The following is a 25,318-nucleotide window of genomic DNA, read 5'->3' on the forward strand; positions in this document are numbered from 1 at the left end:
GCCCGAGACGCCGTCCGACCGCGCGACCTCGACGAGGAGGACCAGTGGACGGCACCCGGACATCCGAGCACCCCACCGTCAGCGGGCCCCGGGTCCACCGCACGCCCGAGGACATCGGCACGGCCGTGCGGGCCCTGCGCGCGAGCGGCCGCCGCATCGCGTTCGTGCCGACGATGGGTGCGCTGCACGCCGGGCACCGCGAGCTGATCCGACACGCCCACCGGGCCGACGGCGACGCGGCGACGGTCGTGTCGATCTTCGTCAACCCGCTGCAGTTCGGGGCCGGGGAGGACCTCGACCGCTACCCGCGACCGCTGGAGGCCGATCTCGCCGCGTGCCGGGACGAGGGCGTCGAGCTGGTGTTCCTGCCCGGGGTCGGGGACATGTACCCCGAGGGTGCGGACACCACGGTCGTGCCGGGCCCGCTGGGCGCGCAGCTGGAGGGTGCCGTCCGGCCCGGCCACTTCGCCGGGGTGCTCACCGTCGTCGCGAAGCTGTTCCACATCGTCGGCCCGGACCTCGCGTACTTCGGCGAGAAGGACTACCAGCAGCTCGCGCTGATCACCCGGATGGTCCGTGACTTGAACTTCCCCCTGTCCGTGGTGCCCGTCCCCACCGTCCGTGAGCCGGACGGGCTGGCCCTGTCCAGCCGCAACGTGTACCTCACCCCGGCCGAACGGTCCCGCGCCGCGACGCTGTACCGCGCGCTGACGGCGGGCGCCGCCGCGGCGGCGGACGGCCCGGCCGCCGTGGTCGACGCCGCGCGGGCGGTACTCGACGGCGGGCCCGACCGGGACGGTGGGCTCGGGGACGGTGGGCTCGGGGACGGTGGGCTCGGGGACGGTGGGCTCGCGGTGGACTACCTGGAGCTGCGCGGCGCCGCGCTGGACGTCGACCCGGGGCCCGGCCCGGCCCGGCTGCTGGTGGCCGCACGGCTGGGCACGACCCACCTCATCGACAACATCGGCCTGCACCTGTAGCGACCGCCGGAACCCGGTCGGTCGGGTGTCCGGCCCGACGTACCCGCGTGGCGGTCCACCGCGTCGTGGGCCCGTCGAGGGGCAGGTCAGCTCATCGTCAGCCCGCCGCTGGCCGACAGCGTCTGCCCGGTGATGTAGCCCGCCGCGTCCGAGGCGAGGAACACCACGGCCGGCGCGACGTCGTCGGGGGTGCCCATCCTCCGCATCGGCACCGCCTTGGTCATCGCGGCGATGATGTTCCCGGAGCGCTCGCCCGCGGTGATCTGGCGCAGCAGCGGGGTGTCGGTGGGCCCGGGGCAGACCGTGTTGGCCGAGATGCCGTGCTTCGCGAACTCCCGCGCGATGGTCTTGGTGAACCCGATGACGCCGCTCTTGGCCCCGGAGTACACCGACTCCATCGACGAGCCGACGCGGCCCGCGTCGGAGGCGATGTTGACCACGCGGCCGTACCGGGCCTCGACCATGGCCGGCAGGGTGGCCCGCAGCACCCTGATCGGGCCGTTGAGGTTGATCTCCAGCACCTTGTGGGTGAAGTCCTCGTCGGTTTCCAGGAACGGCTTGAGCTCGTCCCAGCCCGCCACGTTGATCACGATCGTCGGGGCGCCGAGCCGTTCGGTGGTCTCGGCGACCGCCGCCGCCACGGAGTCGGGATCGGTCACGTCGAGCGGGACACCGATGCCGTCGATGTCGGCGGCCACCTTCTCGGCCGCCTCCCGCGACAGGTCGGCGACGGCGACGGCGCGACCCGCCGCCGCGAGCTGCCGGCAGATGGCGGTGCCGATCCCGCCGGCGCCGCCGGTCACGAATGCGACCCGGCGGGCGTCCCCGTCGGCTGGCTGTCCGGCTGCACCGGTCATGTCGTCTCCTCAGCATCATCGGCGGGGCGGACGAGTGGTGGACTTGCCCCCACGACATCCCTACGATCCTCGTAATCATCATACCCGACACGGGGAGGCGCCGGATCATGACCGCAACGGTCGAGGAGTACTCCGACATCCTGTACGAGATCAAGGACGCGGTCGCACGGGTGACGATCAACCGGCCCGACAAGCTCAACGCGTTCACCCCGCACACGGTCAAGGAGCTCGCACACGCGATCTGGCGGGCGGGCGCGGACAGCCAGGTCGGCGTCATCGTGCTGACCGGCGCGGGCGGGCGCGCGTTCTCCGCGGGTGGCGACGTGAGCGTCGAGAACGAGGACACCTTCCGCGCCGGCGACGACTCGTTCGACAAGCTGATGAAGGAGCTCTACCGCGCCTTCCGCGAGTGCCTCAAGCCGGTGATCGCCCGCGTCGACGGCTACGCGATCGGCGGCGGCCACCACATGGCCTACGTCACCGACTTCACGATCGCCTCGGACCGGTCGGTGTTCGGTCAGAACGGCCCGCGCGTGGCCAGCCCGGCGGAGGGCTGGCTGGTCAGCCACCTGTGGACGGTTGTCGGGATGAAGCGGGCGAAGGAGATCTGGATGCTCTGCCGCCGCTACACCGCCCAGCAGGCGCTGGACTGGGGCCTGGTCAACGCCGTCGTACCGGCCGACGATCTCGACGCCGAGGTCGAGCGCTGGTGCGCGGAGCTGCTCGCGCTCAGCCCCACCGTGCTCAAGCTGATCAAGAAGTCGTTCGACGACTCGACCGCGCACATCCGCGAGGAGCAGGAGCGGTTCACCATTCTCAACCAGGTCAACCCCGGGTTCTTCGCCTCCGGTGAGCAGACCGAGGGCTCGCAGGCCTTCATGGAGAAGCGCAAGCCCGACTTCTCGGCATGGCGCTGAGCATGCCGCCGACGTCGACGACGACGACCGCGACGATCCGGCTGCCCGACGCCGGGCTGCCACCGGCGGCCGAGGCGCTGCGGGGCGAGGTCCGGGAGTTCCTCCGGGCCGAGCGCGAGCGCGGCACCGTCCAGGGCACCAGCGACGCCTGGCTGGCCGGGTTCGACGCCGGGTTCTCCGGCAGGCTCGGCGACCGCGGCTGGCTGGGGATGACCTGGCCGCGCCGCTACGGCGGCCACGAGCAGCCGTCGCTGCACCGCTTCGTGGTGATCGAGGAACTGCTCGCCGCCGGGGCGCCGGTGGTTGCGCACTGGGTCACCGACCGGCAGAGCGGGCCGGCGCTGCTGCGCTACGGCACCGAGGAGCAGCGCGAGCGGTTGCTGCCGGAGATGGCGCGCGGCCGGTCCTTCTTCGCGATCGGGATGAGCGAGCCCGACAGCGGGTCGGACCTGGCCTCGGTGCGGACCACGGCGCGCCGCGACGGTGCCGGGTGGCGGCTCAACGGGACCAAGGTCTGGACCAGCCAGGCCCACCACTGCGACTACATGATCACGTTGTGCCGCACCTCGCCGCGCGACGACTCCGCCCGGCACGACGGACTGAGCCAGTTCATCGTCGACCTGCGCTCGCCGGGGCTCACGGTCTCCCCGATCCGGCTGCTCGACGGCGAGCACCACTTCAACGAGGTCCTCCTCGAGGACGTGTTCGTGGGCGACGACATGGTCCTCGGCGAGATCGGCTCCGGATGGCGCCAGGTCACCTCCGAGCTGGCGTTCGAGCGCAGTGGTCCGGAACGGTTCCTGTCCACGCTGCCGCTGCTGGTCGCACTCCTCCGGGTGGCCGAGCCCGACGACCGGCGCCAGGCGGTGGCGATCGGGCAGCTGGTCGCCCAGCTGTGGACGCTGCGCAGGCTCTCCGTGCAGATCGCCGCCGCGCTGGATCGCGGTGAGGCTCCGGACGTGGCCGCCGCGCTGGTCAAGGACCTCGGCACGACGCTGGAGAACGAGATCATCGACGTGGCGCGCTCGGTGGCCCCGGTGGAGCCGAGCGGCACCGCCGCCGACCCTTTCGCCCGCGAGCTGGCCCGCGCCGTGCTGCACGCGCCGGGGTTCACCCTGCGCGGTGGCACCAACGAGGTGCTGCGCGGCATCGTGGCCCGCGGGTTGGGGCTGCGATGAGCGCGCAATCCCCGTCCGACGACCGGGCGCTGCTGGAGCGGACCGTCGCCGAGATCATGACCGACCACTGCCCACCCGAGGTCGTCGCCGCCGCCGAGGGCTCGTGGAGCGAGGCGCTGTGGGGCGCGCTGGCCGCGACCGGCCTGTCGGCGGTCGGGGTGCCCGAGCACCTCGGCGGGTCCGGCGGGGAGCCGGCCGACGCGGCGGCCGTGCTGCGCGTGGTCGCCGCACACGCCGGGCCGGTGCCGCTGGCCGAGGCGCTGTTCCCGGTCGCCGCCGGGTGCGCGGTGTCCGGGCTGGCGTTCCCGCAGGGGCCGAGCACGGTCGCGGTCGGGCCGGGGTTGACGATCCGGCGGACCGCGTCGGGGGTGGTGCTGGACGGGACCGCGCCGCGGGTGCCCTACGCCCGGTTCGCCACCCGAATCCTGGTCGCCGGGGACGGCGGAGGTCACCATCCCGAGCTGGTCGCGTTGCTCGACCCGGCGCGTCTCACCCTGGCCGCCGGTGACAACCTGGCAGGCGAACCACGCGACGACCTGGTCGCGGCCGGGTCGGAGATCCCCACCGACGAGGTCGCGGAGGTCCCGGCGGGCACCGCAGCACGGCTCCACCGGCTGGGGGCGCTGGCCAGGGCGGTGCAGATCGCCGGCGCGCTGGGCACGGTGCTGGAGCTGACCGTGCGCTACGCCGGCGAGCGCGAGCAGTTCGGTCGTCCGATCGGCCGGTTCCAGGCCGTCGCCCACCAGGTCGCGGTGCTCGCGGGCCTGGCCGCCGCGGCCGGTGCGGCCGCGGACGCCGCCGTCGCCTCGCTCGCGCGCGGCTCGGACCCGGTCGACCACGGGCTGGCGATCGCCGCCGCGAAGGCCCGCACCAGCGCGGCGGCCGGCCCCGCCGCGCGGATCGCCCACCAGGTGCACGGCGCGATCGGCTTCACCCAGGAGCACCGCCTGCACCACCTGACGCGGCGGCTGTGGTCGTGGCGCGAGGAGTTCGGGTCCGACGAGCACTGGGCCGCCGAGCTCGGACGCGCGGTGGTCACCGCCGGTCCGGACGAGCTCTGGCCGACGATCACGAGGATCTGAGGTGAGCCGCACCCACTCCCCCACGCCGACGTCCTCCGCGGGCGGGCGGTCGGCGGACGGGCACGCCCTGCGATCCCTCGGCGGCATCAGCCTCGCGGCCGCGCTGTTCGTCCGCCCGACCCACCCGGAACCGCACAGGAGGTCCACGACATGACCGCAGGCACGGGACCCCTGGCGGGGGTCCGGGTGCTCGACCTCTCGGCGCTCGCGCCGGGTCCGTTCGCGACGACCCTGCTCGGCGACCTCGGCGCCGACGTGATCACGCTGGAGGCCCCGCCCTCGGCCCGGCCCGGGAGCGGCGTGAGCAACCTGGGGGTGCACGGCGGACGGGAGGCGCGGCGCCTCGGGCTCAGCCCCCTGCACCGGTCGCGACGCTCGATCGTGGTGAACGTCAAGGACCCGGCCGGCCTGGACATCGCCCTGCGGCTCGCCGCGCGCAGCGACGTGTTCGTGGAGGGCTTCCGGCCGGGCGTCTGCGAGCGGCTCGGGCTCGGCTACCCGGCCCTGTCGGCCACCAGCCCCGGGTTGGTCTACTGCTCGCTCACCGGGTACGGACAGACCGGCGAGCTCGCCCAGCACGCGGGGCACGACCTCAACTACATCGCCGAGGCGGGGCTGCTCTCGGCCAGCACCCGGGCCGGCCAGCGTCCCGGGATCCCGCTGAACATGGCCGCCGACTACGCCGCGGGCGGGCTGCTGGCCGCGTTCGGCATCCTCGCCGGGCTGACCGGCCGGGCGAGCACAGGCCGCGGCACCCACGTCGACGTGTCCATGTACGAGGGCCTGCTGAGCCTGCTCCAGGTGGTCCCCGCCTGGATCGCCGCCGGCGCTCCCGACCCGTCGTGGGGTGGTGGGCTGCTCTCCGGCGCGGTGCCCTTCTACGACTGCTACCGCACCTCCGACGACCGGTGGATCTCGGTCGGCGCACTGGAGCCGAAGTTCTTCGCGAACCTGTGCACGGCGCTCGACCGGCCGGAGCTGATCGGGCTGCAGGACGACCCGGCCCGGTGGGACGAGCTGCGCTCGGTGTTCACCGAGACCTTCGCCGGCGCCCCGCTGGCCACCTGGCTCACCCGGCTCGGCGCGGTGGACACCGCGGCGGCACCGGTCCGGTCGCTCCCCGACGCCTTCGCCACCGCACACCGGCGAGGGGTACTGCCCGCACCCGGCCAGGTCGGGCCGGTCCCGCGGATGAGCGGCTGGGTCACCACCGCGGGTCCGGTCGTGACCCGGCCAGGGGCGCACACCAGGGAGGTGCTGGGTGGGCTGGAGATGACCGGCGAGCAGATCGACGAGCTGATCGCGGCCGGCGTGGTCGCGGAATGACCGACGGGACACAGGAGGAACGGTGGAGGTAGATCTCGAGGTCGGCGACGGTGTCGCGGTCCTGACACTGAACGCACCGGAGCGGCGCAACGCGCTGACGCCCCAGATGGCGGGCGAGATGGTGGCGGCCCTGGAGCGGGTCGACGCGGACGACAGCGTCGGGGCGCTGGTGATCCGCGGCGCCGGCGGCCGGTTCTGCGCCGGGGCGCACACCGGCACCCCGGCCGGTGCAGGCGCCGATCCGGCCGACGACGCCACCTACACCGGGCTGTCGGTCGTCTACGAGTCCTTCACCCGGGTGGGCCGGGTCCGGGCGTTCACCATCGCCGCGGTCCGGGGCGCCGCCGTCGGTGCGGGGATGAACCTGGCCCTGGCCACGGACATGCGCGTGGTCGCCGGGAACGCCCGGCTGATGTCGGGGTTCCTGCGGATCGGGCTGCACCCCGGTGGCGGGCACTTCGTGCTGCTGTCGCGGCTGGCCGGGCGCGAGGCCGCGGCCGCGATGGCGCTGGGCGGCGCGGAGATCGACGGTGACCGGGCCGTCGCGCTCGGCCTGGCGTGGGAGTCCGTGGACGACGACGCCGTCGAGGCCCGGGCCATGGAGTTCGCCGCCGGTGTGGCCAAGGACCCGGCGCTGGCCAGGGCCGCGGTGCGCAGCTTCCGGATGGAGACCGGCCCGCCGGCGGTCGCTTGGGACACGGCGGTACAGACCGAGCGGGCACCACAGATGTGGTCGATGCGCAGGCGAGGCGGAGGACGATGATGACCACCACGACGACCACCACGACCATGACGAGCACGACGGTCAACCGGACCTGGTCGAAGACCGGCATGGGCATGCTGCAGCTGCGCGAGGCCCCGGTGCCGGAACCCGGGCCGGACGAGGCCGTGCTGCGCACCCGTCTCGCCACCGTGTGCGGCTCTGACCTGCACTTCCTGCACGAGTTCCCGATGCCCCGCGGTGTCGAGCAGGTCGGGATGGGCCACGAGGCTGTCGGCACCGTCGCCGCGCTCGGCGAGAACGTCCGCGGGTTCGCCGTCGGCGACCGCGTGGTCGCGTCCTGCGTGGTCGGCTGCGGCGAGTGCGGCAACTGCCTGCGGGGGCAGCTGCAGGCCTGCCTGGTCCTGGGCAAGGTGCCGGGCATCTCCAACGCCCTGGCCGGTTGCCAGGGCGACCACTTCGTCGTGCCGCGCGCGACCATCAACATGGCCAAGGTGCCCGAGGGCCTGTCCGACGAGCGCGCCCTGCTGGCGGGCGACGTCATGTCCACCGGGTTCTCCGCGGTCGAGCGCGCGAACGTGGAGACCGGCGACACGGTCGCGATCTTCGCCCAGGGGCCCGTCGGGCTCTGCGCGACCGCGGGCGCCCGGATGCACGGTGCGGGACTCGTGATCGCGGTGGAGGGGGTCCCGGAGCGCGCCGAGCTGGCGATGCGGCTCGGGGCCAACGTGGTCGTCGAGCCCGAGGGCGCGGTGGCCCGCATCCGGGAGCTGACCGGCAAGCGCGGCGTGGACGTCGCGATCGAGGCGCTCGGCCGGCAGGAGACCTTCGCCGCGGCGCTGGAGTGCACCCGCCTGGACGGCACCGTGTCCAGCGTCGGGGTCTACGCGGCGCACCGCAGCCTCGACGTCCCGGTCGGACTCGGGTTCTACCAGCGCAGGATCGTCACCAGCCTCTGCCCGGCGGGGAGCGACCGACTGCGCCGGCTCTTCGCGCTCGCCGAGCACGGCCCGGCCGACCTGTCGCAGCTGTTCACCCACCGGATGCCGCTCTCGGCCACCGACGAGGCGTACGAGCTGTTCGGCTCCCGCCGCGACGGGGTGGTCAAGATCGCCCTGGTGCCTGATGGGGAGGCGTGACGGGGGGGCCGACGGCCTCGTGCCCGTGGGCCGTCAGGACGATGCGGAGCGGCGGGCGGCGGCCACGGCGGCCTCGCCCTGCTTCGCGCCGGCCATGTCGGCGATCTCCGCCCAGCGGTCGGCCAGTGCGTCGTCCGTCGGCGGCTCGGCGAAGTCCACCCCGAGCGACTCCACGAGCCGCACCCGGCTGAAGTGCGGCCCGTTGACCCGGACGATCTCGGCGGTGAGGTCGCACTCCTCGGTGCACAGCCAGCCCACCGCCGCCGACACCCAGGCCGGGTCGAGGTCGGTGGAGGCGTCGAGCAACCCGTCGGTCATCCGGGTCAGCGCGACCGGGGCGACCGAGTTGACGCGGATGCCGTAGCGCGCGCCCTCGAGCGCGAGGGTGTGCATGAGACCGACGACGCCGAGCTTCGCCGCGGCGTAGTTGGCCTGCCCGAAGTTGCCGAACAGGCCGGCGCCCGAGGTGGTCATCACCACCCGTCCGTAACGCTGCTCGCGCAGGTGCGGCCAAGCCGCCCTCGTGACGAACGCCGTGCCGTCGAGGTGCACCCGGATCACGGCCTGCCACTGCTCGGTGCTCATCTTGTGGAACGTCGTGTCCCGCAGGATGCCGGCGTTGTTGACCACGACGTGCACGCCGCCGAACGCCTCCACCGCGGCGGCGACCGCCGCCCCGGCCCCGTCGTCGGTGGAGATGTCGTGGTGGTCGGCCACCGCGACCCCGCCGGCCGCGGTGATCTCCGCGACCACGTCCTGGGCGGGGCTGCTGTCGCCGCCACCCCCCTCGCGACCCACCCCCGGATCGTTGACCAGCACCTGAGCACCGCCCGCGGCCAGCCGCAGGGCATGACTGCGGCCGAGGCCGCGGCCCGCCCCGGTCACGATGGCTACCCGTCCGTCCACACCTGGCATCGCCGTCTCCCTGCGCTCGTCGTCCGTCCGGTCGGCCGCCCGGCGTGTGCATTCGATGATGTCGCTCCACGGCACCGACCGGCTCGGTGGACCGGGCAGCTCCCAGCGGGCGTGCCGGTGGGCAGAACTCCGCCGTCCCCCTGACCGCAGGGCATCATCACCGCATAATCATTACACCGAGAAATCGGCCGGTCCCGACTCGTGCCACCCGATCGGACCTGTGCGCCGCGCCTTGCCTCGCCCATCGTGACACCGGTCACCCAACTGCCTGGAGGCCTTCCATGACCGAATCCCTGCGCTGGGCGCTGGAGCGGGCCGCACTCGTCGCAGGCGACCGCACCGCGGTCGTCGACGGCGACATCAGGTTCGACTACACGACCCTGGCCCAGCGGGTCGACGCGCTCGGCGGCGGGCTGCAGTCGCTCGGCATCGGCACCGGCGACGTGGTCGGCGTCCTGGCTCTCAACGGGCACCGGCACCTGGAGTACTGGCTGGGCGTGCCGGCCATCGGCGCCGTCCTCAACGACCTCAACTTCCGACTCAGCGAGGAGGAGCTCGCCTTCATCATCGACGACTGCGGCACCGTGGTGCTGGCCGTGGACGACATGCACCTGGAGGTGGGGCGCAGGCTGCTCGACCGGTGCCCGACGCTCACCACGCTCGTGCACATGGGCTCCGGGCCCGCGCCCCAGGGCATGGCCTCCCATGACGTGCTGGTCACCCACGCGCCCGCCACCCCGGCGAACCCGGGTCCCGACGACATCGCCGGCATCTTCTACACCGGCGGCACGACCGGGCGGCCCAAGGGCGTGCTGCTCAGCCACCGCAACCTGGTCGCGAACGCGAAGCACGCCCTGCTCGCCATCCGGCACACCCCGGACGAGCGCTACCTGCACGCCGGGCCGATGTTCCACCTCGCCGACGGGTCGCAGACCTACGCGGTGACGTGGATCGGCGGGATGCACGTCTTCGTCCCCGGCTTCGACGCCGACCTGGTCGGGCGGGTGATCGAGCGCGAGCGGGTCTCCCTGCTGCTCATCGTGCCATCGATGATCAACATGTTCGTGAACCACCCCGGCACGGCCGACCGCGACCTGTCCAGCCTGCGGCTGCTGCTCTACGGCGCATCGCCGATGCCCGACCAGCTCCAGCAGGCCGCGATGAAGCTGTTGCCGTGTGAGTTCAGCCAGCTCTACGGCATGACCGAGGCCGCCCCACTGCTCACCCAGTGCACCCCGGAGGACCACCGGCGCGGGGCGGCGGGCGAGCAGCCGTTCGCGGGCCGGTTGCGGTCGGCGGGGGCGCCGGTGATCGGGGTGCAGGTCGAGATCCGGCGCGAGGACGGGACCCGGGCCGCACCGGGGGAGGTCGGCGAGATCTGGGCCAGGGGCCCGAACATCATGGTGGGCTACCTCAACCGACCGGAGGAGACGGCTGCCGCGCTCGACGCCGAGGGCTGGTACCACAGTGGCGACGCGGCGTGGGCCGACGAGCAGGGATACGTCTTCATCGTCGACCGCGTCAAGGACATGATCATCTCAGGAGGGGAGAACGTGTACTCGGCGGAGGTCGAGAACGTGCTCTACACCCATCCGGACGTCCTGGAAGCCGCCGTCATCGGCGTTCCGGACGACTCCTGGGGCGAGCGCGTGCACGCCGTCGTCGTGCCGCGGCCCGGCGCGGAGCCCGCGGTCGAGGACCTGATCGCCCACTGCCGGACCAGGCTCGGCGGTTTCAAGGTGCCCCGCAGCGTGGACTTCCGGGCCGAGGCCCTGCCCAAGTCGGGCGCGGGGAAGATCCTCAAGCGCGAGCTGCGGGAACCGTACTGGGCCGGGAAGGACCGGGGGGTGAACTGAGCCGGCGACCGCGCTCAGCCCGCGGCGTTCTCCCGACCGTCGAGCCACTCCTTGAACCGGCCGTAGTGCTTCTCCGGGTCGCGCTCGACGAACCGAGCCCGGGCGTGGCAGAGCGGCCGGTCGTCACCGGGCAGGCACAGCTCGGCGTGGATGATCCAGTGCCCGCGCTCGTCACGGGACTCGGGCCAGGCCCGTACGTCCAGCTCGCGATCCAGCGGCACGGGACGCCGGAACGCCACGTTCATCTCGGCGGTCACCGACAGGACGGCCGCCGCGATCGGCACCGCGCCGCACGCCTCGTCCAGCGCGCCCATCACCGAGCCGCCGTGCACGACGCCACCCGCGCCCTCGTGCTCGGCGGAGAACCGGGCCGTGCCCTCGACCGCCCCGTTCTCGCCGCGGCGCAGCACCAGGCCGAAGCGGCACCGGCCGGCGGGCCGGCAGCCCATGCACAGCATCTTGCCGAACTCGATGCTGAACAGCGGCGCGGCGTCGTCGGGGGGCTCCACGGGGGCCGGGACGGCGCCCGGCCTGGCTGGGTTCATCGGCGGAACGGTATCCGAACCTGACCCGCACACCGCAGCCGGTGGTCAGCGATGTTAGTCACTGCTAACGTCTGGGACCATGTCTGACCCGCTCGCCACCCTGGCCGGCTTCGCCGAAGTCGCCCCGGGTCGGCTCGACCGCCCGTTCCTCGACCTGCACCTCGAGTCCGCCGTCGCGGCCCTGCACGACGCCGGCATGTCACCCGACGACGTCGACGGCCTGCTGTGCGTGGGCTCGATGATGGGTGAGTCCGTCGAGCACACCTTCCTGTCCGAGGAGATCCAGGACTCGCTCGGCCTGCACAACCTCGGCCTGCAGCTCGGCGTACAGCTCGGTGGCGGCAGCCACCTGGCGATGCTCGGCGTCGCCACCCGCGCCATCCAGAGCGGGCAGTGCTCGGCGGTGCTCTGCGTGTCCGCAGGCGTGTTCCCGCCGATCCGCGACGTCGGCCGCAACCTGATGACGATGACCTGCCACCCGGACTACGAGCTGCCCTACGCACCGTCGATCCCCACCCTGTACGGACTGATCGCACAGTCCTGGCTCGACGAGGTCGGGCAGGGCCGGGAGGTGTTCGCCGAGGCGGTGGCGGCCCAGCAGGAGTGGGCCGTCGCGCACCCGACGGCGATCGGGGCGGGGGCGGGACCGTTCACCGTGGACCAGGTGCTGGAGGCCCGGCACATCGCGGGGCCCTTCGGCTATCTCGACTGCTCGATCCCGTGCGAGGGCGGCGGCGCGTTCGTGCTGGTCTCCCCGGAGCGGGCGGCGGGCCTGCGGCACCGTCCGGTGCACGTGGTGGGCGTCGGCGAGGGCCACACCCACGGCTTCCTCACCTCGATGCCCGACCTGTCGCGCACCGGGGCGGTCCGCTCCGGGGCGAAGGCGTTCGCCGAGGCCGGCTTCGGGCCCGCGGACGTGCACCTCGCGCAGCTCTACGACGCGTTCAGCTCCAACCCGCTCATGCTGATCGAGGAGCTGGGACTGGCCGAGCGCGGCAAGGCGGTCGAGCTCTACCGCGAGGGCGCCACGCGGCCGGGCGGACGGCTGCCGGTGAACACCAACGGCGGCCTGCTGCGGTTCGGGCACTCCGGAACGGCCTCGGGGATCTGCGGGATCCTGGAGGCCTACCAGCAGATGACCGGCCGGGCCGCCGGTATCCAGGTCGAGCGTGCCGACCGGGCCGTCGTGCACGCCTACGGATCCATGTTGTGCAGCCACGTCACCGTCGTACTGGAGGGCTCGTGACCACCTACCTGGACGGCCTGGCCGACCCCGAGGTCCTGCCGCGCGTCGACGAGGTCAACCGCGGCCACTTCGAGGCCGCGGCGCAGGGCCGGCTCGCGGTGCGCCAGTGCACCGCGTGCGACCTGTTGTTCCACTACCCCCGCCCGTTCTGCCCGCGCTGCCACTGCGCACAGCTGCGCTGGACCGACGTCTCCGGCGAGGCCACCGTCGTGGTCTCCGCGGTCGTCAGCCGGCCCCCGTGGAACGACCTGCCGCGGTCCGCGCCCTACCCGGTGGTGATCGTGCGGCTGGCCGAGGGCCCGCAGATGCTGTCCACCGTCGAGCACTGCGATCCCGCCTCGGTCGTGCCCGGCATGGCGGTCCGCGCCGCGTTCGAGCGAGTGGGCGACATCGGGCTGGTCCGCTTCGTGCCCGCGTCCTGAGCCACCGACACCGGGCCCACCCCCACCCCACCGGAGGAACCGTGACCATCGACCACGACCTGCACGCCAACCTCGTCACCCGGGTCAACGTCGGCGACATGCTGACCCGCAGTGCGTGGCGCAACCCCGACCGCGAGGCGGTCGTCGACGGCGCCCGCCGGTTCACCTACGCCGAGCTCAACGCCGAGGTCAACCGGCTGGCCCACGCACTGCTGGCCGCCGGGTACCGGCGCGGCGACGTGCTCGCCCTGGCCAGCGGCAACAGCACGGAGTTCCTCACGACCTACTACGCCTGCGCCAAGACCGGTGTCGTCTGCGTGCCGGTGAACCTCGCGTGGGGACCGCCCGAGGTCTCCTACGTCCTGGAGCACTCCCGGGCCCGCGGCGTGGTGGTGGAGAGCCAGCTCGCCGGGCTCGTCGACGGCGCGCTGCAGCTCGCCGAGGGCAGCGCCGTCGTCGACGTGGTCGTCGCCCCCGGAACCGGGGCCGAGTGGGCCGCCGGGTCGACGGGCACCTGGCGGGACCTGGCGACGTTCCTCGGGGACGCCGGGACGAGCGAGCCGGAGTGCCTGGTCGGCGACCGCGATGCGATCAGCTACCTCTACACCAGTGGCACCACCTCCGCCCCCAAGGGCGTGGTCAGCAGCCACGTCGCGGTGTACATCGAGTCGCTGAACGCCCCGCTGGTGCTGGGCATCGACGACAAGGAGCGGTCGGTGGCGATGATGCCGCTGTTCCACACCGCGCAGCTCAACGGCTTCACCACGGGGCTGCTCTACATGGGCGGCACGCTCGTGCTGATGCGCGCGTTCGACCCGGCCGCTCTCCTGGCGACGATCGAGTCCGAGCGGATCACCCAGATCTTCGGGCTGCCGATGATGTACCGGATGATGATGGACCACCCCGACATCGACAAGCGCGACCTGTCCACGCTGCGGCTGGCCCTCTACGCGATGGCACCGATGCCCGACACGGACCTGCGCCGTGCGATGGAGGTGTTCGGCTGCGACTTCGCGCTCGGCTTCGGGCAGACCGAGATGAACCCGATCACCACGGTGTTCCCGCCCGAGTACCAGCTCAGCCACGCCGGCTCGGTGGGGCTGCCGGTGCCCAACGTCCAGGTCGGGATCATGGACGACGCCGGCAACCTGCTGCCCGACGGCGAGACCGGCGAGATCGTCTACCGCGGCCCGCACGCGATGGAGGGTTACCTGCGCAACCCCGACGCCACCGCCGAGGCGTTCGCTCACGGCTGGTTCCACTCCGGCGACGTCGGCCGCTTCGACGCCGACGGGCTGTTGTGGTTCGCCGACCGCAAGAAGGACGTGATCAAGACGGGCGGCGAGAACGTGGCGTCCATCGAGGTGGAGAAGGCGCTCTACGAGGCCGAGCCCCGGATCCAGGAGGTCGTCGTCGTCGGGCTGCCGCACGAGCGCTGGTCCGAGGCCATCGCCGCGATCGTCACGCTCAAGCCCGGTGTGGAGCTCACCGAGGAGGAGGTGCTCGCCGCGGCGCGGAGCAGGCTGTCGGGGTTCAAGGTGCCCAAGGCGGTGCTGTTCGCCGACGAGATGCCCCGGACCGCGACCGGCAAGATCCAGAAGAACGTGCTGCGCGAGCAGCACAAGGGGCACTTCGGGACCTGACGGCCCGCACCGCCGGAGGGGGGGCGGTGCACCGCCCGGTCGGGGTCCCGGCCGGCCCGCGCTCCGCGGGCCGGCCGGACCGGGGTCAGCCGCCGGTCACCGAGGGGAACTTCGGCGCCCGCTTCTCCTTGATGGCCGTGGCGCCCTCGAGGACGTCGTCGTCGAAGAAGTTGAGCATCTCGTAGGCGAGCGAGGCCTCGAAGATCGGGCTCGCGTCGCGGATCCAGAGGTTGAGCGAGCGCTTGGTCCAGCGCAGCGCGTGCTGCGGGCCGGCAGCCAGCTTCTCCGCGACGGACAGCGCGGTGGGCAGCACCTCCGCCTGCGGCCGGCACAGCGAGACCAGCCCGATCCGCTCGGCCTCCTTCCCGTCGATGAACTCGGCGGTGAGCAGGTAGTACTTGGCCTTCGCCATGCCGCACAGGATCGGCCAGATGATGGCCGCGTGGTCGCCCGCACCGACGCCCAGGCGAAGGTGCCCGTCGGTGAGCCGGGCGTCCTCGGCGATCACCGAGATGTCGGCCATCAGCGCCGCGGCCAGGCCGGCGCCGACCGCCACCCCGTTGATCGCCGAGATCACCACCTTCTGGCAGTTGGCGATGTTGTAGACCAGGTCGGCGGCCTCCTTGGCGATGGCCGCGATCTGCTTGAAGTCCTTGACCTGGTCGACCACCATGTCGAGGTCGCCGCCGGCGGAGAACGCCTTGCCCGCACCGGTGATCACCGCGATCCGCGTCGCGTCGTCGGCGTCGACGTCGAGCCAGACGTTGCCGAGCTCCCAGTGCAGCCGCTTGTTGGTGGCGTTGAGCCGGTCCGGACGGTTGATGGTGATCAGCAGGACGCCGTCGGAGGGCCGTTCGAAGGTCAGGTACTCGTACTGGTCGTAGTCCACGGGAGCTCCTCGCTCGTCGATGTGCGCAGGAATGGATGCAGGGGCAGGCTAGAGGCCGATGTGCTTGGCGATGATCTCCTTCATGATCTCCGTGGTGCCGCCGCCGATGCCGAGGATCCGGGAGTCGCGGTAGTGCATCTCCACCTCGGTCTCGCGCAGGTAGCCCATGCCGCCGTGCAGCTGCACCGCGGTGTCGACCGCCGACGCGCAGGCCTCGACGGCCTGGTTCTTGGCCATCGAGACCATCCGCACGTCGGTGTCACCGGCGATGATGCGGTCGACCGCGACCCGGGTGTAGGTCCGGGCCACGTCGACGGCCGTCGCCATGTCGACGATCTTGTGCCGCACCACCTGCCGGGTGGAGAGCGGCCTGCCGAAGGTCTCCCGCTGCCTGACCCAGTCCAGGGTGAGGTCGAGGCAGCGCTGTGCGGTGGCGTAGCACTGCACGGCGAGGAACGCCCGCTCCACCTGGAACTGCTGCATGATCTGCAGGAAACCGCTGTTCTCCGGGCCGACCAGGTTCGCCGCGGGCACCCGCACCTCGGAGTAGCCGAGCTCGGCGGTGTCCGAGCACAGCCAGCCCATCTTCTTCAGGGTGCGCGAGACGGTGAAACCCGGCGTGCCGCGCTCGACCACGAGCAGGGAGATGCCCGAGGCCCCGGGCCCGCCCGTACGCACGGCGGTGGTGACGAAGTCGGCCCGCACCGCGGAGGTGATGTACAGCTTCGCCCCGTTGACGACGTAGTGGTCGCCCTCCCGGCGCGCGGTGGTCCGGATCCCGGCCACGTCGGACCCGGTGTCGGGCTCGGTGATGCCGAGGCTGCCGATCATCTCTCCGGCGAGGGTGGGTGCGACGTAGCGGCGGATCTGGTCGGGGTCGCCCGCGGCGACCATGTGCGGGAGCGCGATGTTGTGGGTGAGCAGGCTGGCCAGCACCCCCGACGACCCTCCCGCCTCCAGCACGGCCTCGGTCAGCAGCACCAGGTCCCGCAGGTCGCCGCCGCTGCCCCCGACCTCCTCCGGGAACCCGATGCCGAGCAGCCCGACCTCGGCCGCGGCCCGGTGCAGCGACCGCGGCAGCTCGCCCTCCTCCTCCCACCGGGACAGGTGCGGGGCGATCTCCCGGCGGGTGAACGACAGGGCCAGGTCACGCAGGGCGAGCCGCTCCGGCGTCGTCCACGGGTCCGGCGGCGCGGCCGAGACGTCGCGCTGGTCCAGCTGGGTCATGAAGCTCCTCCGGTGTGCCGGCGGGGGTCCGCACCACCGAAAGTGCGCACCCCGTTGTCGCGGGACGTTAGTAGCCGCTAACGTAACCGGTCAGGAGATCGACGTCGATGCCGCCATGGAGGAGAAGTTGGTTGACGTGCTGCCCGACCGGGTCGACACGCAGGCCCCGGACTACATCGGCAACCGCGAAGGACTCACGGCCCAGCTGACCGCGATCTCCGAGCAGCTCGCGCTGGCCAACGGCGGGGGCGGGGAGAAGTACGTCGCGCGCCACCGCAAGCGGGGGAAGCTGCTAGTCCGCGAGCGGATCGAGCTGCTGCTCGACCCGGACACCGCGTTCCTGGAGCTCTGCCCGTTCGCCGCGTGGGGCACCAAGTTCCCGGTCGGTGGCAGCGTGGTCGTGGGGATCGGTGTCGTCGAGGGCGTCGAGTCGATGATCATCGGCCACGACCCGACGGTCCGGGGCGGGGCGTCGAACCCGTTCACCTTCCGCAAGGTCTTCCGCGGCATGGCGATCGCCCGCGAGAACCGGCTCCCGATCATCAACGTCGTCGAGTCCGGCGGGGCCGACCTGCCGACCCAGGCCGAGATCTTCGTCCCCGGCGGCCAGCTGTTCCACGACCTGACCCAGCACAGCGCCCTGGGCCTGCCCACCCTCGCGCTGGTGTTCGGCAACTCCACCGCGGGCGGCGCCTACATCCCGGGCATGTGCGACTACGTGGTGATGATCCGCAACCGCTCCAAGGTCTTCCTCGGCGGCCCGCCGCTGGTGAAGATGGCCACCGGCGAGGTGTCCGACGACGAGTCGCTCGGCGGCGGCGACATGCACGCCCGCACCTCGGGCCTGGCCGACTATCTCGCCGAGGACGAGCAGGACGCCATCCGCATCGGCCGCCGGATCATGGCCCGGCTGAACTGGCGCAAGCTCGGCCCCGGCCCCACGATGCCCGCCGACCCGCCGGTGCTCGACCCCGACCAGCTGCTCGGCATCGCCTCGGTCGACCCGAAGGTCCCCTTCGACCCGCGCGACGTCATCGCCCGGGTGGTCGACGGCTCGGCGTTCGACGAGTTCAAGCCGCTCTACGGCACCTCGCTGGTCACCGGTTGGGCCTCGATCCACGGCTACCCGGTCGGCATCCTGGCCAACGCCCGGGGCATCCTGTTCAGCGAGGAGGCGCAGAAGGCCTCCCAGTTCATCCAGCTGGCCAACCAGGTCGACACGCCGCTGATCTTCCTGCAGAACACCACCGGATACATGGTCGGCGCCGAGTACGAGCAGGGCGGGATCATCAAGGACGGCGCCAAGATGATCAACGCGGTGTCCAACAGCACCGTTCCGCACCTGACGATCGTCATGGGCTCCTCCTACGGCGCGGGCAACTACGGCATGTGCGGGCGGTCCTACTCCCCGCGCTTCCTGTTCGCCTGGCCGAACTCCAAGTCGGCCGTGATGGGTCCCGCCCAGCTGGCCGGGGTGCTCTCGATCGTGGCCAAGGAGTCGGCGGCCGACCGCGGCCTGCCCTTCGACGAGGACGCCGACGCCCGGATGCGCGCCGCCGTCGAGGACCAGATCGAACGCGAGTCGGTGGCGCTGGCCAACAGCGGGCGGCTCTACGACGACGGGATCATCGACCCGCGCGACACGCGGACCGTGCTCGGGCTCTGCCTGTCCGTGGTGCACAACGACGAGGTCCGTGGCCAGCGTGGCTACGGCGTGTTCCGGATGTGATGGCGATGCCCGTGATCAAGAAGTTGCTGGTCGCCAACCGTGGCGAGATCGCCCGGCGGGTCTTCCGGACCTGCCGCGACCTCGGCATCGCCACCGTCGCGGTGTACTCCGACGCCGATGTCGACGCCTGGCACGTCGAGGACGCCGACGAGGCGGTGCGCCTGCCCGGCTCCTCCCCCGCCGAGACCTACCTCCAGGTCGACCGCGTGATCGCGGCCGCGCTGCGCACCGGCGCGGACGCCGTGCACCCCGGCTACGGCTTCCTGTCCGAGAACGCCGGCTTCGCCCGCGCCTGCGCCGCCGCGGGGCTGGTGTTCGTCGGGCCGCCGCCGGACGCCATCGACGCGATGGGCTCCAAGCTCACCGCGAAGGCGATGATGGCCGAGGCCGGTGTCCCGGTCCTCCCCGGCGGTGACGCGACCGGGCTCGACGCCGACGCGCTGCGCAAGCTCGGCGCCGAGGTCGGCTACCCGCTGCTGGTCAAGGCGAGTGCCGGCGGCGGCGGGCGCGGGATGCGGATCGTGGAGTCGGCCGACACGCTCGAGGAGTCCGTCGCCTCGGCTGCACGGGAAGCCACCTCGGCGTTCGCCGACGGCACCGTGTTCCTGGAGCGCTACGTGCAGCGCCCCCGGCACGTCGAGATCCAGGTGATGGCCGACATGCACGGCGGCACCGTCGCGTTGTTCGAGCGCGAGTGCTCGGTGCAGCGACGCCACCAGAAGGTGATCGAGGAGGCTCCCTCGCCGGTCGTCGGCGAGGACCTGCGGGCCAGGATGGGCGCGGCGGCGGTCGCCGCGGCGCAGGCCGTGGGCTACGTGGGGGCGGGCACCGTCGAGTTCGTCCTGGACGCGAACGGCGGTGCCGACGACGGCACGTTCGCCTTCCTGGAGATGAACACGCGCCTGCAGGTCGAACACCCGGTCACCGAGCTGGTCACCGGGCTGGACCTGGTCCGCCTGCAGCTCCTGGTGGCGATGGGCGAGCCGTTGCCCCCCGAGGTCCTCGAGCCGACGATGACCGGCCATGCGGTGGAGGCCCGGCTCTACGCCGAGGACCCGACGGAGGGCTACCTCCCCCGCACCGGCACCCTGCGCACGCTGCGGTTCCCCGAGCTCGCCGGCGTCCGGGTCGACTCCGGGGTGCGTGACGGGTCGGTGGTCAGCCACCACTACGACCCGATGCTCGCCAAGGTCATCGTCTGGGCCCCCACCCGCGCCGAGGCAGTCGGCATGCTCTCCGCGGCGCTGGCCGGTGCCCGGATCCACGGCCTGACCACCAACCGCGACCTGCTGGTCCGGGTCCTGCGGCACCCGGAGTTCGCGGGCCGCGGTACCGACACCGGCTTCCTGGACCGCCACGACGCCACCGAGCTCGGCGGGCCGCTCGTCGACGCCGACAGCGAGCGGCTGCACGCGGTCGCCGCCACGCTCGCCGGTGTGGCCGCCCACCGGGCGGCCGCCCGGGTCCAGCCGACCCTGCCGGCGGGGTGGCGCAACAACCCGTCCCAGCTGCAGCGCGTCGGCTGGACCACGGCCGCCGGTGCCGAGCTGCACGTGGCGTACGCGCTGCACCGCGACGGCGTCGAGGTGGAGGTCGACGGCAAGCCGATCGAGGACGTCGTGGTGCTCAGCCACGGCCCCGACCGCGTGGTGCTGGAGGCGGCCGGGGTGCGGCGCTCCTACGAGGTCCTCCTCGACGGCGGGACCGCCCACGTCGACAGCAGTGCGGGATCCAGCACGTTCACCCGGATCCCCCGCTTCGTCGACCCCAGCACGCTCAAGCCGGCCGGTTCGCTGACCGCGCCGATGCCCGGTTCGGTGATCCGGGTGCACGTGGCGGCCGGGGACGTCGTCACCGCGGGCCAGCCCCTGGTCGTGCTGGAGGCGATGAAGATGGAGCACTCGGTGACCAGCCCGATCGACGGCGTGGTGGCGGAGCTGCCGGTCGAGGTCGGCCGGCAGGTCGCGACCGGCGACCCGCTGGCCGTGGTCGAGCCCGTCGACGACGAGACGTAGTACGGACCACACGATCCGCCGTCCGGCGGCGCGTCACCGTGAGGGTTAGGGAGCGGACATGGAACTGCACGAGACCGAGGAACGGCGCGACCTGCGCAAGGCCGTCACCGAGATCGCGAAGGACTTCGGCCACGACTACTACGTGGCCAAGTCCCTGGCCGGTGAGAAGAGCACCGAGCTGTGGAACGCCGTGGGCAAGCAAGGCTTCCTGGGCGTCAACATCACCGAGGAGTACGGCGGCGGCGGTGGTGGGATCTACGACATGCAGATCGTCGGTGAGGAGCTGGCCGCGGCCGGGTGCCCGCTGCTGATGACGGTCGTCTCCCCCACCATCTGCGGGACGATCATCCAGGCCTACGGCAGCGACGAGCTCAAGGCGCGCTGGCTGCCGGGCATCGCGAGCGGCGAGATCATCATGTCGTTCGCGATCACGGAGCCGGACGCCGGCTCCAACTCCCACAACATCTCCACCCACGCCAAGAAGGTCGGCGGCGAGTGGGTGCTCAACGGCACCAAGTACTACATCTCCGGCGTCGACGAGGCCGAGGCCATCCTGGTCGTCACCCGCACCTCCACCGACGACCGCGGCCGCGGCCGGCTCAGCCTGATCGTGGTGCCCACCGACGCGCCCGGGCTGACGAAGACCGACATCCCGGTCCAGGCCGTCACCCCGGAGAAGCAGTTCACCCTGTTCTTCGACGACGTGCGGGTGCCTGCGGAGAACCTGATCGGTGAGGAGAACGACGGCCTGCGTCAGGTGTTCATGGGCCTGAACCCGGAGCGCATCATGGGCGCCGCCCTGGGCAACGGCATCGGCCGCTACGCCCTGGACAAGGCCGCCAACTACGCCAGGGAGCGCAAGGTCTGGGACGTGCCGATCGGCTCGCACCAGGGCGTGTCGCACCCGCTGGCCCACGCCAAGATCCAGGTCGAGCTGGCCCGGCTGATGACCCAGCGGGCGGCGTCGCTGCACGACGCCGGTGACCCGGGCTCGGGCGAGGCGTCGAACATGGCCAAGTACGCCGCGGCCGAGGCCGGCATCCTGGCGCTGGACCAGGCCATCCAGACCCACGGCGGCAACGGCATGGCCACCGAGTACGGGCTGGCCACCCTGTGGGGCCCGGCCCGGCTGATGCGCACCGCGCCGATCAGCCGCGAGATGATCCTGAACTACGTGGCCCAGCACAGCCTCAAGCTGCCGCGTTCGTACTGACACACCGGTCGTCGGCAGGCTGCGCCTCGGCGGAGCCTGCCGACGACCGTCCGCGGCCGTCGGGGCTCGCGCCGCACACAACCCACTCATCGACGAGCAGCCGTCGAGCGACGGCGAGGAGCAGGTATGGATCGCGGTATCGGTCACTGGGTCACCCGGCGGGCCTTCCTCCACGGCGAGCGCACCGCGTTCGTGTCCGGGGACGACCACTACAGCTACGCCGACGTCGACCGGCGCACCGACCAGGTCGCGTCGGCCCTGCGTGACCTGGGCGTCCGCAAGGGGGACCGGGTGGCGGTCCTGCTGGTCAACTCCGTGGAGTTCATGGAGCTGCTGCTGGGCTGCGCGAAGATCGGCGCGATCACCGTGCCGATCAACGTGCGGCTGGCCGGGCCGGAGATCGGGTACATCCTGGCCGACTCCGGGGCGGACGTCTTCGCCTTCCACGAGCCGCTCGCGGAGGGGGCCCTGACCGCGCTCGCCGAGCCGGGGGTGCGGGTGCAGCACCGGATCCGCGTGTGGGGCGCGGCCCGCGAGGACGAGATCGGCTACGACGCGTTCCTCGCCGGCGGGGCTCCCGAGCCCTTCCACGGCGACGTCGACGGCGGCGACGTCGCGTTCATCATGTACACCTCGGGCACCACCGGCCGCCCCAAGGGCGCCATGCTCACCCACGACAACCTGCTGTGGAACGCGGTCAACGTCCTGGGCACCGCCCACGGCCTGCGCGGCAGCGACGTGACCGTGGCGGTCGCCCCGATGTTCCACATCGGCGGGCTCGGGGTGCACACCCTCCCGCTGCTCTACGTCGGCGGCACCAGCGTCATCCTGCCCTCGTTCGACCCGGTGGGGACGCTCAAGGCGATGGCGGAGAGCCGGGCGACCGTGCAGTTCATGGTCCCGGCGATGTGGTCGGCGCTCACCCGGGTGCCGGACTTCGACAGCTACGACCTGTCGGCGCTGAAGCTGGCCATGGGCGGCGGGTCGCCGGTGCCGCTGACGGTCATCGACTTCATGCAGCAGCGCGGCGTGCCCTTCAGCGAGGGTTTCGGGATGACCGAGACCGCGCCGCTGGTGTCGATCCTGGAGACCGAGCACGTCACCGCCAAGGCAGGGTCGATCGGGCGCGTGGCCGTGCACGTCGACGCACGGATCGTCGACCCCGACGACCGGGACCTGCCCCCCGACACCGTCGGGGAGCTGCTCGTGCGCGGGCGCAACGTGTTCACCGGGTACTGGATGAAGCCGGCGGCCACCGCCGAGGCCTTCCGGGGCGGCTGGTTCCACACCGGCGACCTGGGCCGGATCGACCCCGAGGGCTTCATCACGCTGGTGGACCGCAAGAAGGACATGATCATTTCGGGCGGCGAGAACGTCTACCCGATCGAGGTGGAGCAGGTGCTGTTCCAGCACCCGGGCGTGCTCGACGCCGCCGTCGTCGGCGGTCCGGACGAGAAGTGGGGCGAGCGGGTCGTCGCCGTCGTGGTGGCCGACCCCGCGGCCGGTGCGGAGCCCGCGGCCGAGGACCTGATCGCCTGGTGCCGTGACCGGCTGGCGCACTTCAAGTGCCCGCGCGAGGTGCACCTGGTGGCGGAGCTGCCCCGCAACGCCACCGGCAAGCTGCTCAAGACCGAACTGCGCAAGCGGTTCACCGGGGTCGAGGGAGGGGTCGTCCAGCGCTGACGGCGACGGCGCAGGCGGGCGCCGGCGCGGGCGGGTGCCGGGCCACGGGGCGGCGGGACCTCGGTCCGCGCCCGCCCCCCGATCCGGACGACGCTCAGCCGGTCGCCGCGGTGAACTCGTCGGCGCCCTGGGGCGCGTCGGTGTCGAGCAGGGCGTCGCCGTACACCTGCTGCAGCGTCGTGAGCATCTCCTCGAGCGGCAGGTCGGTGTAGACGCCGCGGTCGTGCACGTACTCCATGTACGCACCGCCGTCGGCGGTGTACTCGTGCAGCAGGGCGTCCGACCGGCCGTCGAACGCCATCGGCTGCACCCCGAACCGTGCGCACAGCTCCGCGTTGAAGGCCGGTGTGGCCTTCGACCACCGACCCTCCAGGAACAGGTCGGTGTAGCCGTGGAACACGAACAGGTCGATCCCGTTCATCTTCTTCTTGAGGCGCTCGGACTGCAGGTGGTTGCGGACGTCGGCGAACCCGAGGCGCGCGGGGATACCGGCCGCCCGCGCCGCCGCGGCGAGCAGGACCGCCTTCGGCACGCACCAGGAACGCCCTGACTCCAGGACCGAGCTGGCCCGGTAGCTCTCCGGGTCGGTGCTCGTGGCGAACGGGTCGTACCAGATCCGGTCGCGGACCACCTCGAACAGCAGGACCGCCCGCGCCACGGGGTCGGTCTCGCCGCCGACCACCTCGGCGGCGAAGGCGCGCACCGCGGCCGAGTCGGAGTCGACGAACCGTCCGGGGGCGAGGTACTCATCAGTGTTCACCTACTGAAGAGTAGTGACCGGGAGCGCGACGCGTGCCGCGCCGGGACACGGATCACGCCGGTCGACCGGGTGCGGTCCCCATCGCGCCCGCGTGGGCCACCGGGTCGATGGGCCCGCGGTCGTCGCTGCGGGATCCGACCGCGCCTATAGGATGGCCCCGTTCGCGCGCACGAGGACGACCGACGGTATGCCGGGGAGGTGACGAGGTGGCCGGGTTCCGCCGCACCGTCCTCCTCGAGGTCGCCACCGAGCTGTTCTCCCGACAGGGCTACCACGCGGTCGGCATCGACGACATCGGGGCCGCCGCGGGCGTCACCGGGCCGGCGGTGTACCGCCACTTCCAGAACAAGGACGCCATCCTCCGGGAGCTGTGCAACGCGGCGATGACGGAGCTGCTGACCGGTGCGCGGCTGGCCGCACAGGAGGGCGATGCGGAGCACGTCCTGAACGTGCTGATCACCGTGCACGCCGGATTCGGGGCACGCCACCGCCGGCTCGTGGCGGTGTACGTCCGTGAGCATCGTGCCCTGTCCCCGATCGCGCTGCGCTCGCTGCGGCGTCGCCAGCGCGACTACGAGGCGATCTGGACCGACGCACTCGTCCAGCTACGTCCCGACCTCGGCGCCGCGGAGGTGTGCGGTGTCGTCACCGCGGTGCTGTCGCTGATCAACGCCGCCGCCCACATGCCGGCCGAGCTCGACGACGCCGCGGTGGAGCGGCTGCTGAGCACCGCCGCCGCGGCGGTACTGCTTGCCCGGTCCCCCGACGACGTGGACGTCGACTCTGCCGCGGGCTGACCCGGCGCGCACCGTCCCGGCCGCTCGGCGGCGGGTACCGCGCGAGGTCACGAGCATCCGTACATCGGACTGGTTGAGCGCATGGTCCTCGCTCCAGCGCGCGGCGGGGCGGGGTCGGCCGTGACGAGGATGGCGCCGCACCCACCATGGCCGTGCGAGGTGCAGGCAGGATGTGAAC

22 protein-coding genes are annotated in these 25,318 nt (G+C 72.5%); 16 read left to right on the forward strand and 6 right to left on the reverse strand.

Features of this window, described 5'->3' with window-relative positions; translation table 11 throughout:
* Positions 1-44 precede the first annotated feature (44 nt).
* A complete protein-coding gene (panC, locus tag I4I82_RS01330) occupies positions 45-980 on the forward strand; it encodes a pantoate--beta-alanine ligase (protein WP_218589368.1) in 936 nt (311 codons plus the stop codon).
* An 86-nt stretch (positions 981-1,066) separates the two neighbouring features.
* Here the strand turns inward: panC and I4I82_RS01335 are convergent, their stop codons facing one another.
* Positions 1,067-1,837 carry an SDR family NAD(P)-dependent oxidoreductase gene (locus I4I82_RS01335; RefSeq protein ID WP_218589369.1) on the reverse strand — a complete coding sequence of 257 codons (771 nt, stop codon included), beginning with the start codon at positions 1,835-1,837 and terminating at the stop codon, positions 1,067-1,069.
* Between the two features lie 107 nt (positions 1,838-1,944).
* Here I4I82_RS01335 and I4I82_RS01340 point away from each other — a divergent pair, with 107 nt between their 5' ends.
* The 6 genes from I4I82_RS01340 (at position 1,945) to I4I82_RS01365 (ending at position 8,200) form a co-directional block, all read left to right on the forward strand.
* Positions 1,945-2,754: an enoyl-CoA hydratase-related protein gene (locus I4I82_RS01340; RefSeq protein WP_218589370.1), complete on the forward strand. Its 810-nt coding sequence runs from the start codon at positions 1,945-1,947 to the stop codon at positions 2,752-2,754.
* Entirely contained in the window at positions 2,745-3,932 is a 1,188-nt protein-coding gene (locus tag I4I82_RS01345; RefSeq protein WP_225920466.1) for an acyl-CoA dehydrogenase family protein, read from the forward strand. Before I4I82_RS01340 ends, I4I82_RS01345 begins: the two co-directional genes overlap by 10 nt.
* Positions 3,929-5,014 carry an acyl-CoA dehydrogenase family protein gene (locus I4I82_RS01350; RefSeq protein ID WP_218589371.1) on the forward strand — a complete coding sequence of 362 codons (1,086 nt, stop codon included), beginning with the start codon at positions 3,929-3,931 and terminating at the stop codon, positions 5,012-5,014. Before I4I82_RS01345 ends, I4I82_RS01350 begins: the two co-directional genes overlap by 4 nt.
* 150 nt (positions 5,015-5,164) lie before the next feature.
* On the forward strand, positions 5,165-6,340 hold the full coding sequence (locus I4I82_RS01355; RefSeq protein WP_218589372.1) for a CaiB/BaiF CoA transferase family protein: 1,176 nt from the start codon (positions 5,165-5,167) through the stop codon (positions 6,338-6,340).
* A 22-nt stretch (positions 6,341-6,362) separates the two neighbouring features.
* Positions 6,363-7,103, forward strand: coding sequence for an enoyl-CoA hydratase-related protein (locus I4I82_RS01360; RefSeq protein WP_218589373.1), 741 nt, complete (start codon positions 6,363-6,365; stop codon positions 7,101-7,103).
* Positions 7,103-8,200, forward strand: a complete 1,098-nt coding sequence (locus I4I82_RS01365; protein WP_218589374.1) for a zinc-binding dehydrogenase — start codon at positions 7,103-7,105, stop codon at positions 8,198-8,200. The genes I4I82_RS01360 and I4I82_RS01365 overlap by 1 nt, the downstream gene beginning before the upstream one ends.
* A 33-nt stretch (positions 8,201-8,233) precedes the next feature.
* Here I4I82_RS01365 and I4I82_RS01370 read toward each other — a convergent pair whose 3' ends face one another.
* Positions 8,234-9,115 (reverse strand): SDR family NAD(P)-dependent oxidoreductase, encoded by an 882-nt coding sequence (locus I4I82_RS01370; RefSeq protein WP_218595001.1) that lies wholly within the window; start codon positions 9,113-9,115, stop codon positions 8,234-8,236.
* 281 nt (positions 9,116-9,396) lie between these two features.
* Here I4I82_RS01370 and I4I82_RS01375 point away from each other — a divergent pair, with 281 nt between their 5' ends.
* The gene (locus I4I82_RS01375) at positions 9,397-10,971 is read left to right on the forward strand and encodes a long-chain-fatty-acid--CoA ligase (RefSeq protein WP_218588752.1); all 1,575 of its coding nucleotides are present in this window, start codon (positions 9,397-9,399) and stop codon (positions 10,969-10,971) included.
* A 14-nt stretch (positions 10,972-10,985) separates the two neighbouring features.
* On the opposite strand, the gene I4I82_RS01380 is transcribed toward I4I82_RS01375, so the two are convergent.
* Positions 10,986-11,516 (reverse strand): PaaI family thioesterase, encoded by a 531-nt coding sequence (locus I4I82_RS01380; RefSeq protein WP_218588751.1) that lies wholly within the window; start codon positions 11,514-11,516, stop codon positions 10,986-10,988.
* 79 nt (positions 11,517-11,595) lie between these two features.
* Here I4I82_RS01380 and I4I82_RS01385 point away from each other — a divergent pair, with 79 nt between their 5' ends.
* From I4I82_RS01385 to I4I82_RS01395, 3 genes are read left to right on the forward strand one after another with little or no spacing between them, the layout of a single operon-like run.
* Positions 11,596-12,762 (forward strand): thiolase family protein, encoded by a 1,167-nt coding sequence (locus I4I82_RS01385; protein WP_218588750.1) that lies wholly within the window; start codon positions 11,596-11,598, stop codon positions 12,760-12,762.
* Complete coding sequence (locus tag I4I82_RS01390; protein WP_218588749.1) at positions 12,759-13,184, forward strand: Zn-ribbon domain-containing OB-fold protein; 426 nt, start codon at positions 12,759-12,761, stop codon at positions 13,182-13,184. The genes I4I82_RS01385 and I4I82_RS01390 overlap by 4 nt, the downstream gene beginning before the upstream one ends.
* 41 nt (positions 13,185-13,225) lie before the next feature.
* A complete protein-coding gene (locus I4I82_RS01395) occupies positions 13,226-14,827 on the forward strand; it encodes a long-chain-fatty-acid--CoA ligase (RefSeq protein ID WP_267461566.1) in 1,602 nt (533 codons plus the stop codon).
* A gap of 85 nt (positions 14,828-14,912) precedes the next feature.
* Here I4I82_RS01395 and I4I82_RS01400 read toward each other — a convergent pair whose 3' ends face one another.
* Positions 14,913-15,716: an enoyl-CoA hydratase/isomerase family protein gene (locus tag I4I82_RS01400; protein WP_218588748.1), complete on the reverse strand. Its 804-nt coding sequence runs from the start codon at positions 15,714-15,716 to the stop codon at positions 14,913-14,915.
* 48 nt (positions 15,717-15,764) lie between these two features.
* Positions 15,765-16,943 (reverse strand): acyl-CoA dehydrogenase family protein, encoded by a 1,179-nt coding sequence (locus tag I4I82_RS01405; RefSeq protein ID WP_218588747.1) that lies wholly within the window; start codon positions 16,941-16,943, stop codon positions 15,765-15,767.
* A 115-nt stretch (positions 16,944-17,058) separates the two neighbouring features.
* Here I4I82_RS01405 and I4I82_RS01410 point away from each other — a divergent pair, with 115 nt between their 5' ends.
* The 4 genes from I4I82_RS01410 to I4I82_RS01425 all read left to right on the forward strand — a co-directional run bounded on the left by I4I82_RS01410 (position 17,059) and on the right by I4I82_RS01425 (position 23,583).
* Complete coding sequence (locus tag I4I82_RS01410; protein ID WP_218588746.1) at positions 17,059-18,672, forward strand: acyl-CoA carboxylase subunit beta; 1,614 nt, start codon at positions 17,059-17,061, stop codon at positions 18,670-18,672.
* Positions 18,672-20,687 carry an acetyl/propionyl/methylcrotonyl-CoA carboxylase subunit alpha gene (locus I4I82_RS01415; RefSeq protein ID WP_225920467.1) on the forward strand — a complete coding sequence of 672 codons (2,016 nt, stop codon included), beginning with the start codon at positions 18,672-18,674 and terminating at the stop codon, positions 20,685-20,687. The genes I4I82_RS01410 and I4I82_RS01415 overlap by 1 nt, the downstream gene beginning before the upstream one ends.
* Before the next feature lie 58 nt (positions 20,688-20,745).
* Positions 20,746-21,900 (forward strand): acyl-CoA dehydrogenase family protein, encoded by a 1,155-nt coding sequence (locus tag I4I82_RS01420; protein WP_218588745.1) that lies wholly within the window; start codon positions 20,746-20,748, stop codon positions 21,898-21,900.
* Between the two features lie 126 nt (positions 21,901-22,026).
* Entirely contained in the window at positions 22,027-23,583 is a 1,557-nt protein-coding gene (locus I4I82_RS01425; protein WP_218588744.1) for an acyl-CoA synthetase, read from the forward strand.
* 94 nt (positions 23,584-23,677) lie between these two features.
* Here the strand turns inward: I4I82_RS01425 and I4I82_RS01430 are convergent, their stop codons facing one another.
* The gene (locus tag I4I82_RS01430; protein WP_218588743.1) at positions 23,678-24,343 is read right to left on the reverse strand and encodes a transglutaminase domain-containing protein; all 666 of its coding nucleotides are present in this window, start codon (positions 24,341-24,343) and stop codon (positions 23,678-23,680) included.
* A gap of 206 nt (positions 24,344-24,549) precedes the next feature.
* On the opposite strand from I4I82_RS01430, the gene I4I82_RS01435 reads away from it, so the two are divergent.
* The gene (locus tag I4I82_RS01435; protein ID WP_218588742.1) at positions 24,550-25,140 is read left to right on the forward strand and encodes a TetR/AcrR family transcriptional regulator; all 591 of its coding nucleotides are present in this window, start codon (positions 24,550-24,552) and stop codon (positions 25,138-25,140) included.
* Positions 25,141-25,318 lie beyond the last annotated feature (178 nt).

The sequence above is a fragment of the Pseudonocardia oceani genome (assembly GCF_019263585.2).
GTDB lineage: Bacteria > Actinomycetota > Actinomycetes > Mycobacteriales > Pseudonocardiaceae > Pseudonocardia > Pseudonocardia oceani.

Coding starts and splice junctions, on each gene's coding strand:
- I4I82_RS01335 (WP_218589369.1), bottom strand. CDS start 1,837: ATGACCGGTGCAGCCGGACAGCCAGCCGACGGGGACGCCCGCCGGGTC.
- I4I82_RS01340 (WP_218589370.1), top strand. CDS start 1,945: ATGACCGCAACGGTCGAGGAGTACTCCGACATCCTGTACGAGATCAAG.
- I4I82_RS01345 (WP_225920466.1), top strand. CDS start 2,745: ATGGCGCTGAGCATGCCGCCGACGTCGACGACGACGACCGCGACGATC.
- I4I82_RS01350 (WP_218589371.1), top strand. CDS start 3,929: ATGAGCGCGCAATCCCCGTCCGACGACCGGGCGCTGCTGGAGCGGACC.
- I4I82_RS01355 (WP_218589372.1), top strand. CDS start 5,165: ATGACCGCAGGCACGGGACCCCTGGCGGGGGTCCGGGTGCTCGACCTC.
- I4I82_RS01365 (WP_218589374.1), top strand. CDS start 7,103: ATGACCACCACGACGACCACCACGACCATGACGAGCACGACGGTCAAC.
- I4I82_RS01370 (WP_218595001.1), bottom strand. CDS start 9,115: ATGCCAGGTGTGGACGGACGGGTAGCCATCGTGACCGGGGCGGGCCGC.
- I4I82_RS01375 (WP_218588752.1), top strand. CDS start 9,397: ATGACCGAATCCCTGCGCTGGGCGCTGGAGCGGGCCGCACTCGTCGCA.
- I4I82_RS01380 (WP_218588751.1), bottom strand. CDS start 11,516: ATGAACCCAGCCAGGCCGGGCGCCGTCCCGGCCCCCGTGGAGCCCCCC.
- I4I82_RS01385 (WP_218588750.1), top strand. CDS start 11,596: ATGTCTGACCCGCTCGCCACCCTGGCCGGCTTCGCCGAAGTCGCCCCG.
- I4I82_RS01405 (WP_218588747.1), bottom strand. CDS start 16,943: ATGACCCAGCTGGACCAGCGCGACGTCTCGGCCGCGCCGCCGGACCCG.
- I4I82_RS01410 (WP_218588746.1), top strand. CDS start 17,059: ATGGAGGAGAAGTTGGTTGACGTGCTGCCCGACCGGGTCGACACGCAG.
- I4I82_RS01415 (WP_225920467.1), top strand. CDS start 18,672: ATGGCGATGCCCGTGATCAAGAAGTTGCTGGTCGCCAACCGTGGCGAG.
- I4I82_RS01420 (WP_218588745.1), top strand. CDS start 20,746: ATGGAACTGCACGAGACCGAGGAACGGCGCGACCTGCGCAAGGCCGTC.
- I4I82_RS01425 (WP_218588744.1), top strand. CDS start 22,027: ATGGATCGCGGTATCGGTCACTGGGTCACCCGGCGGGCCTTCCTCCAC.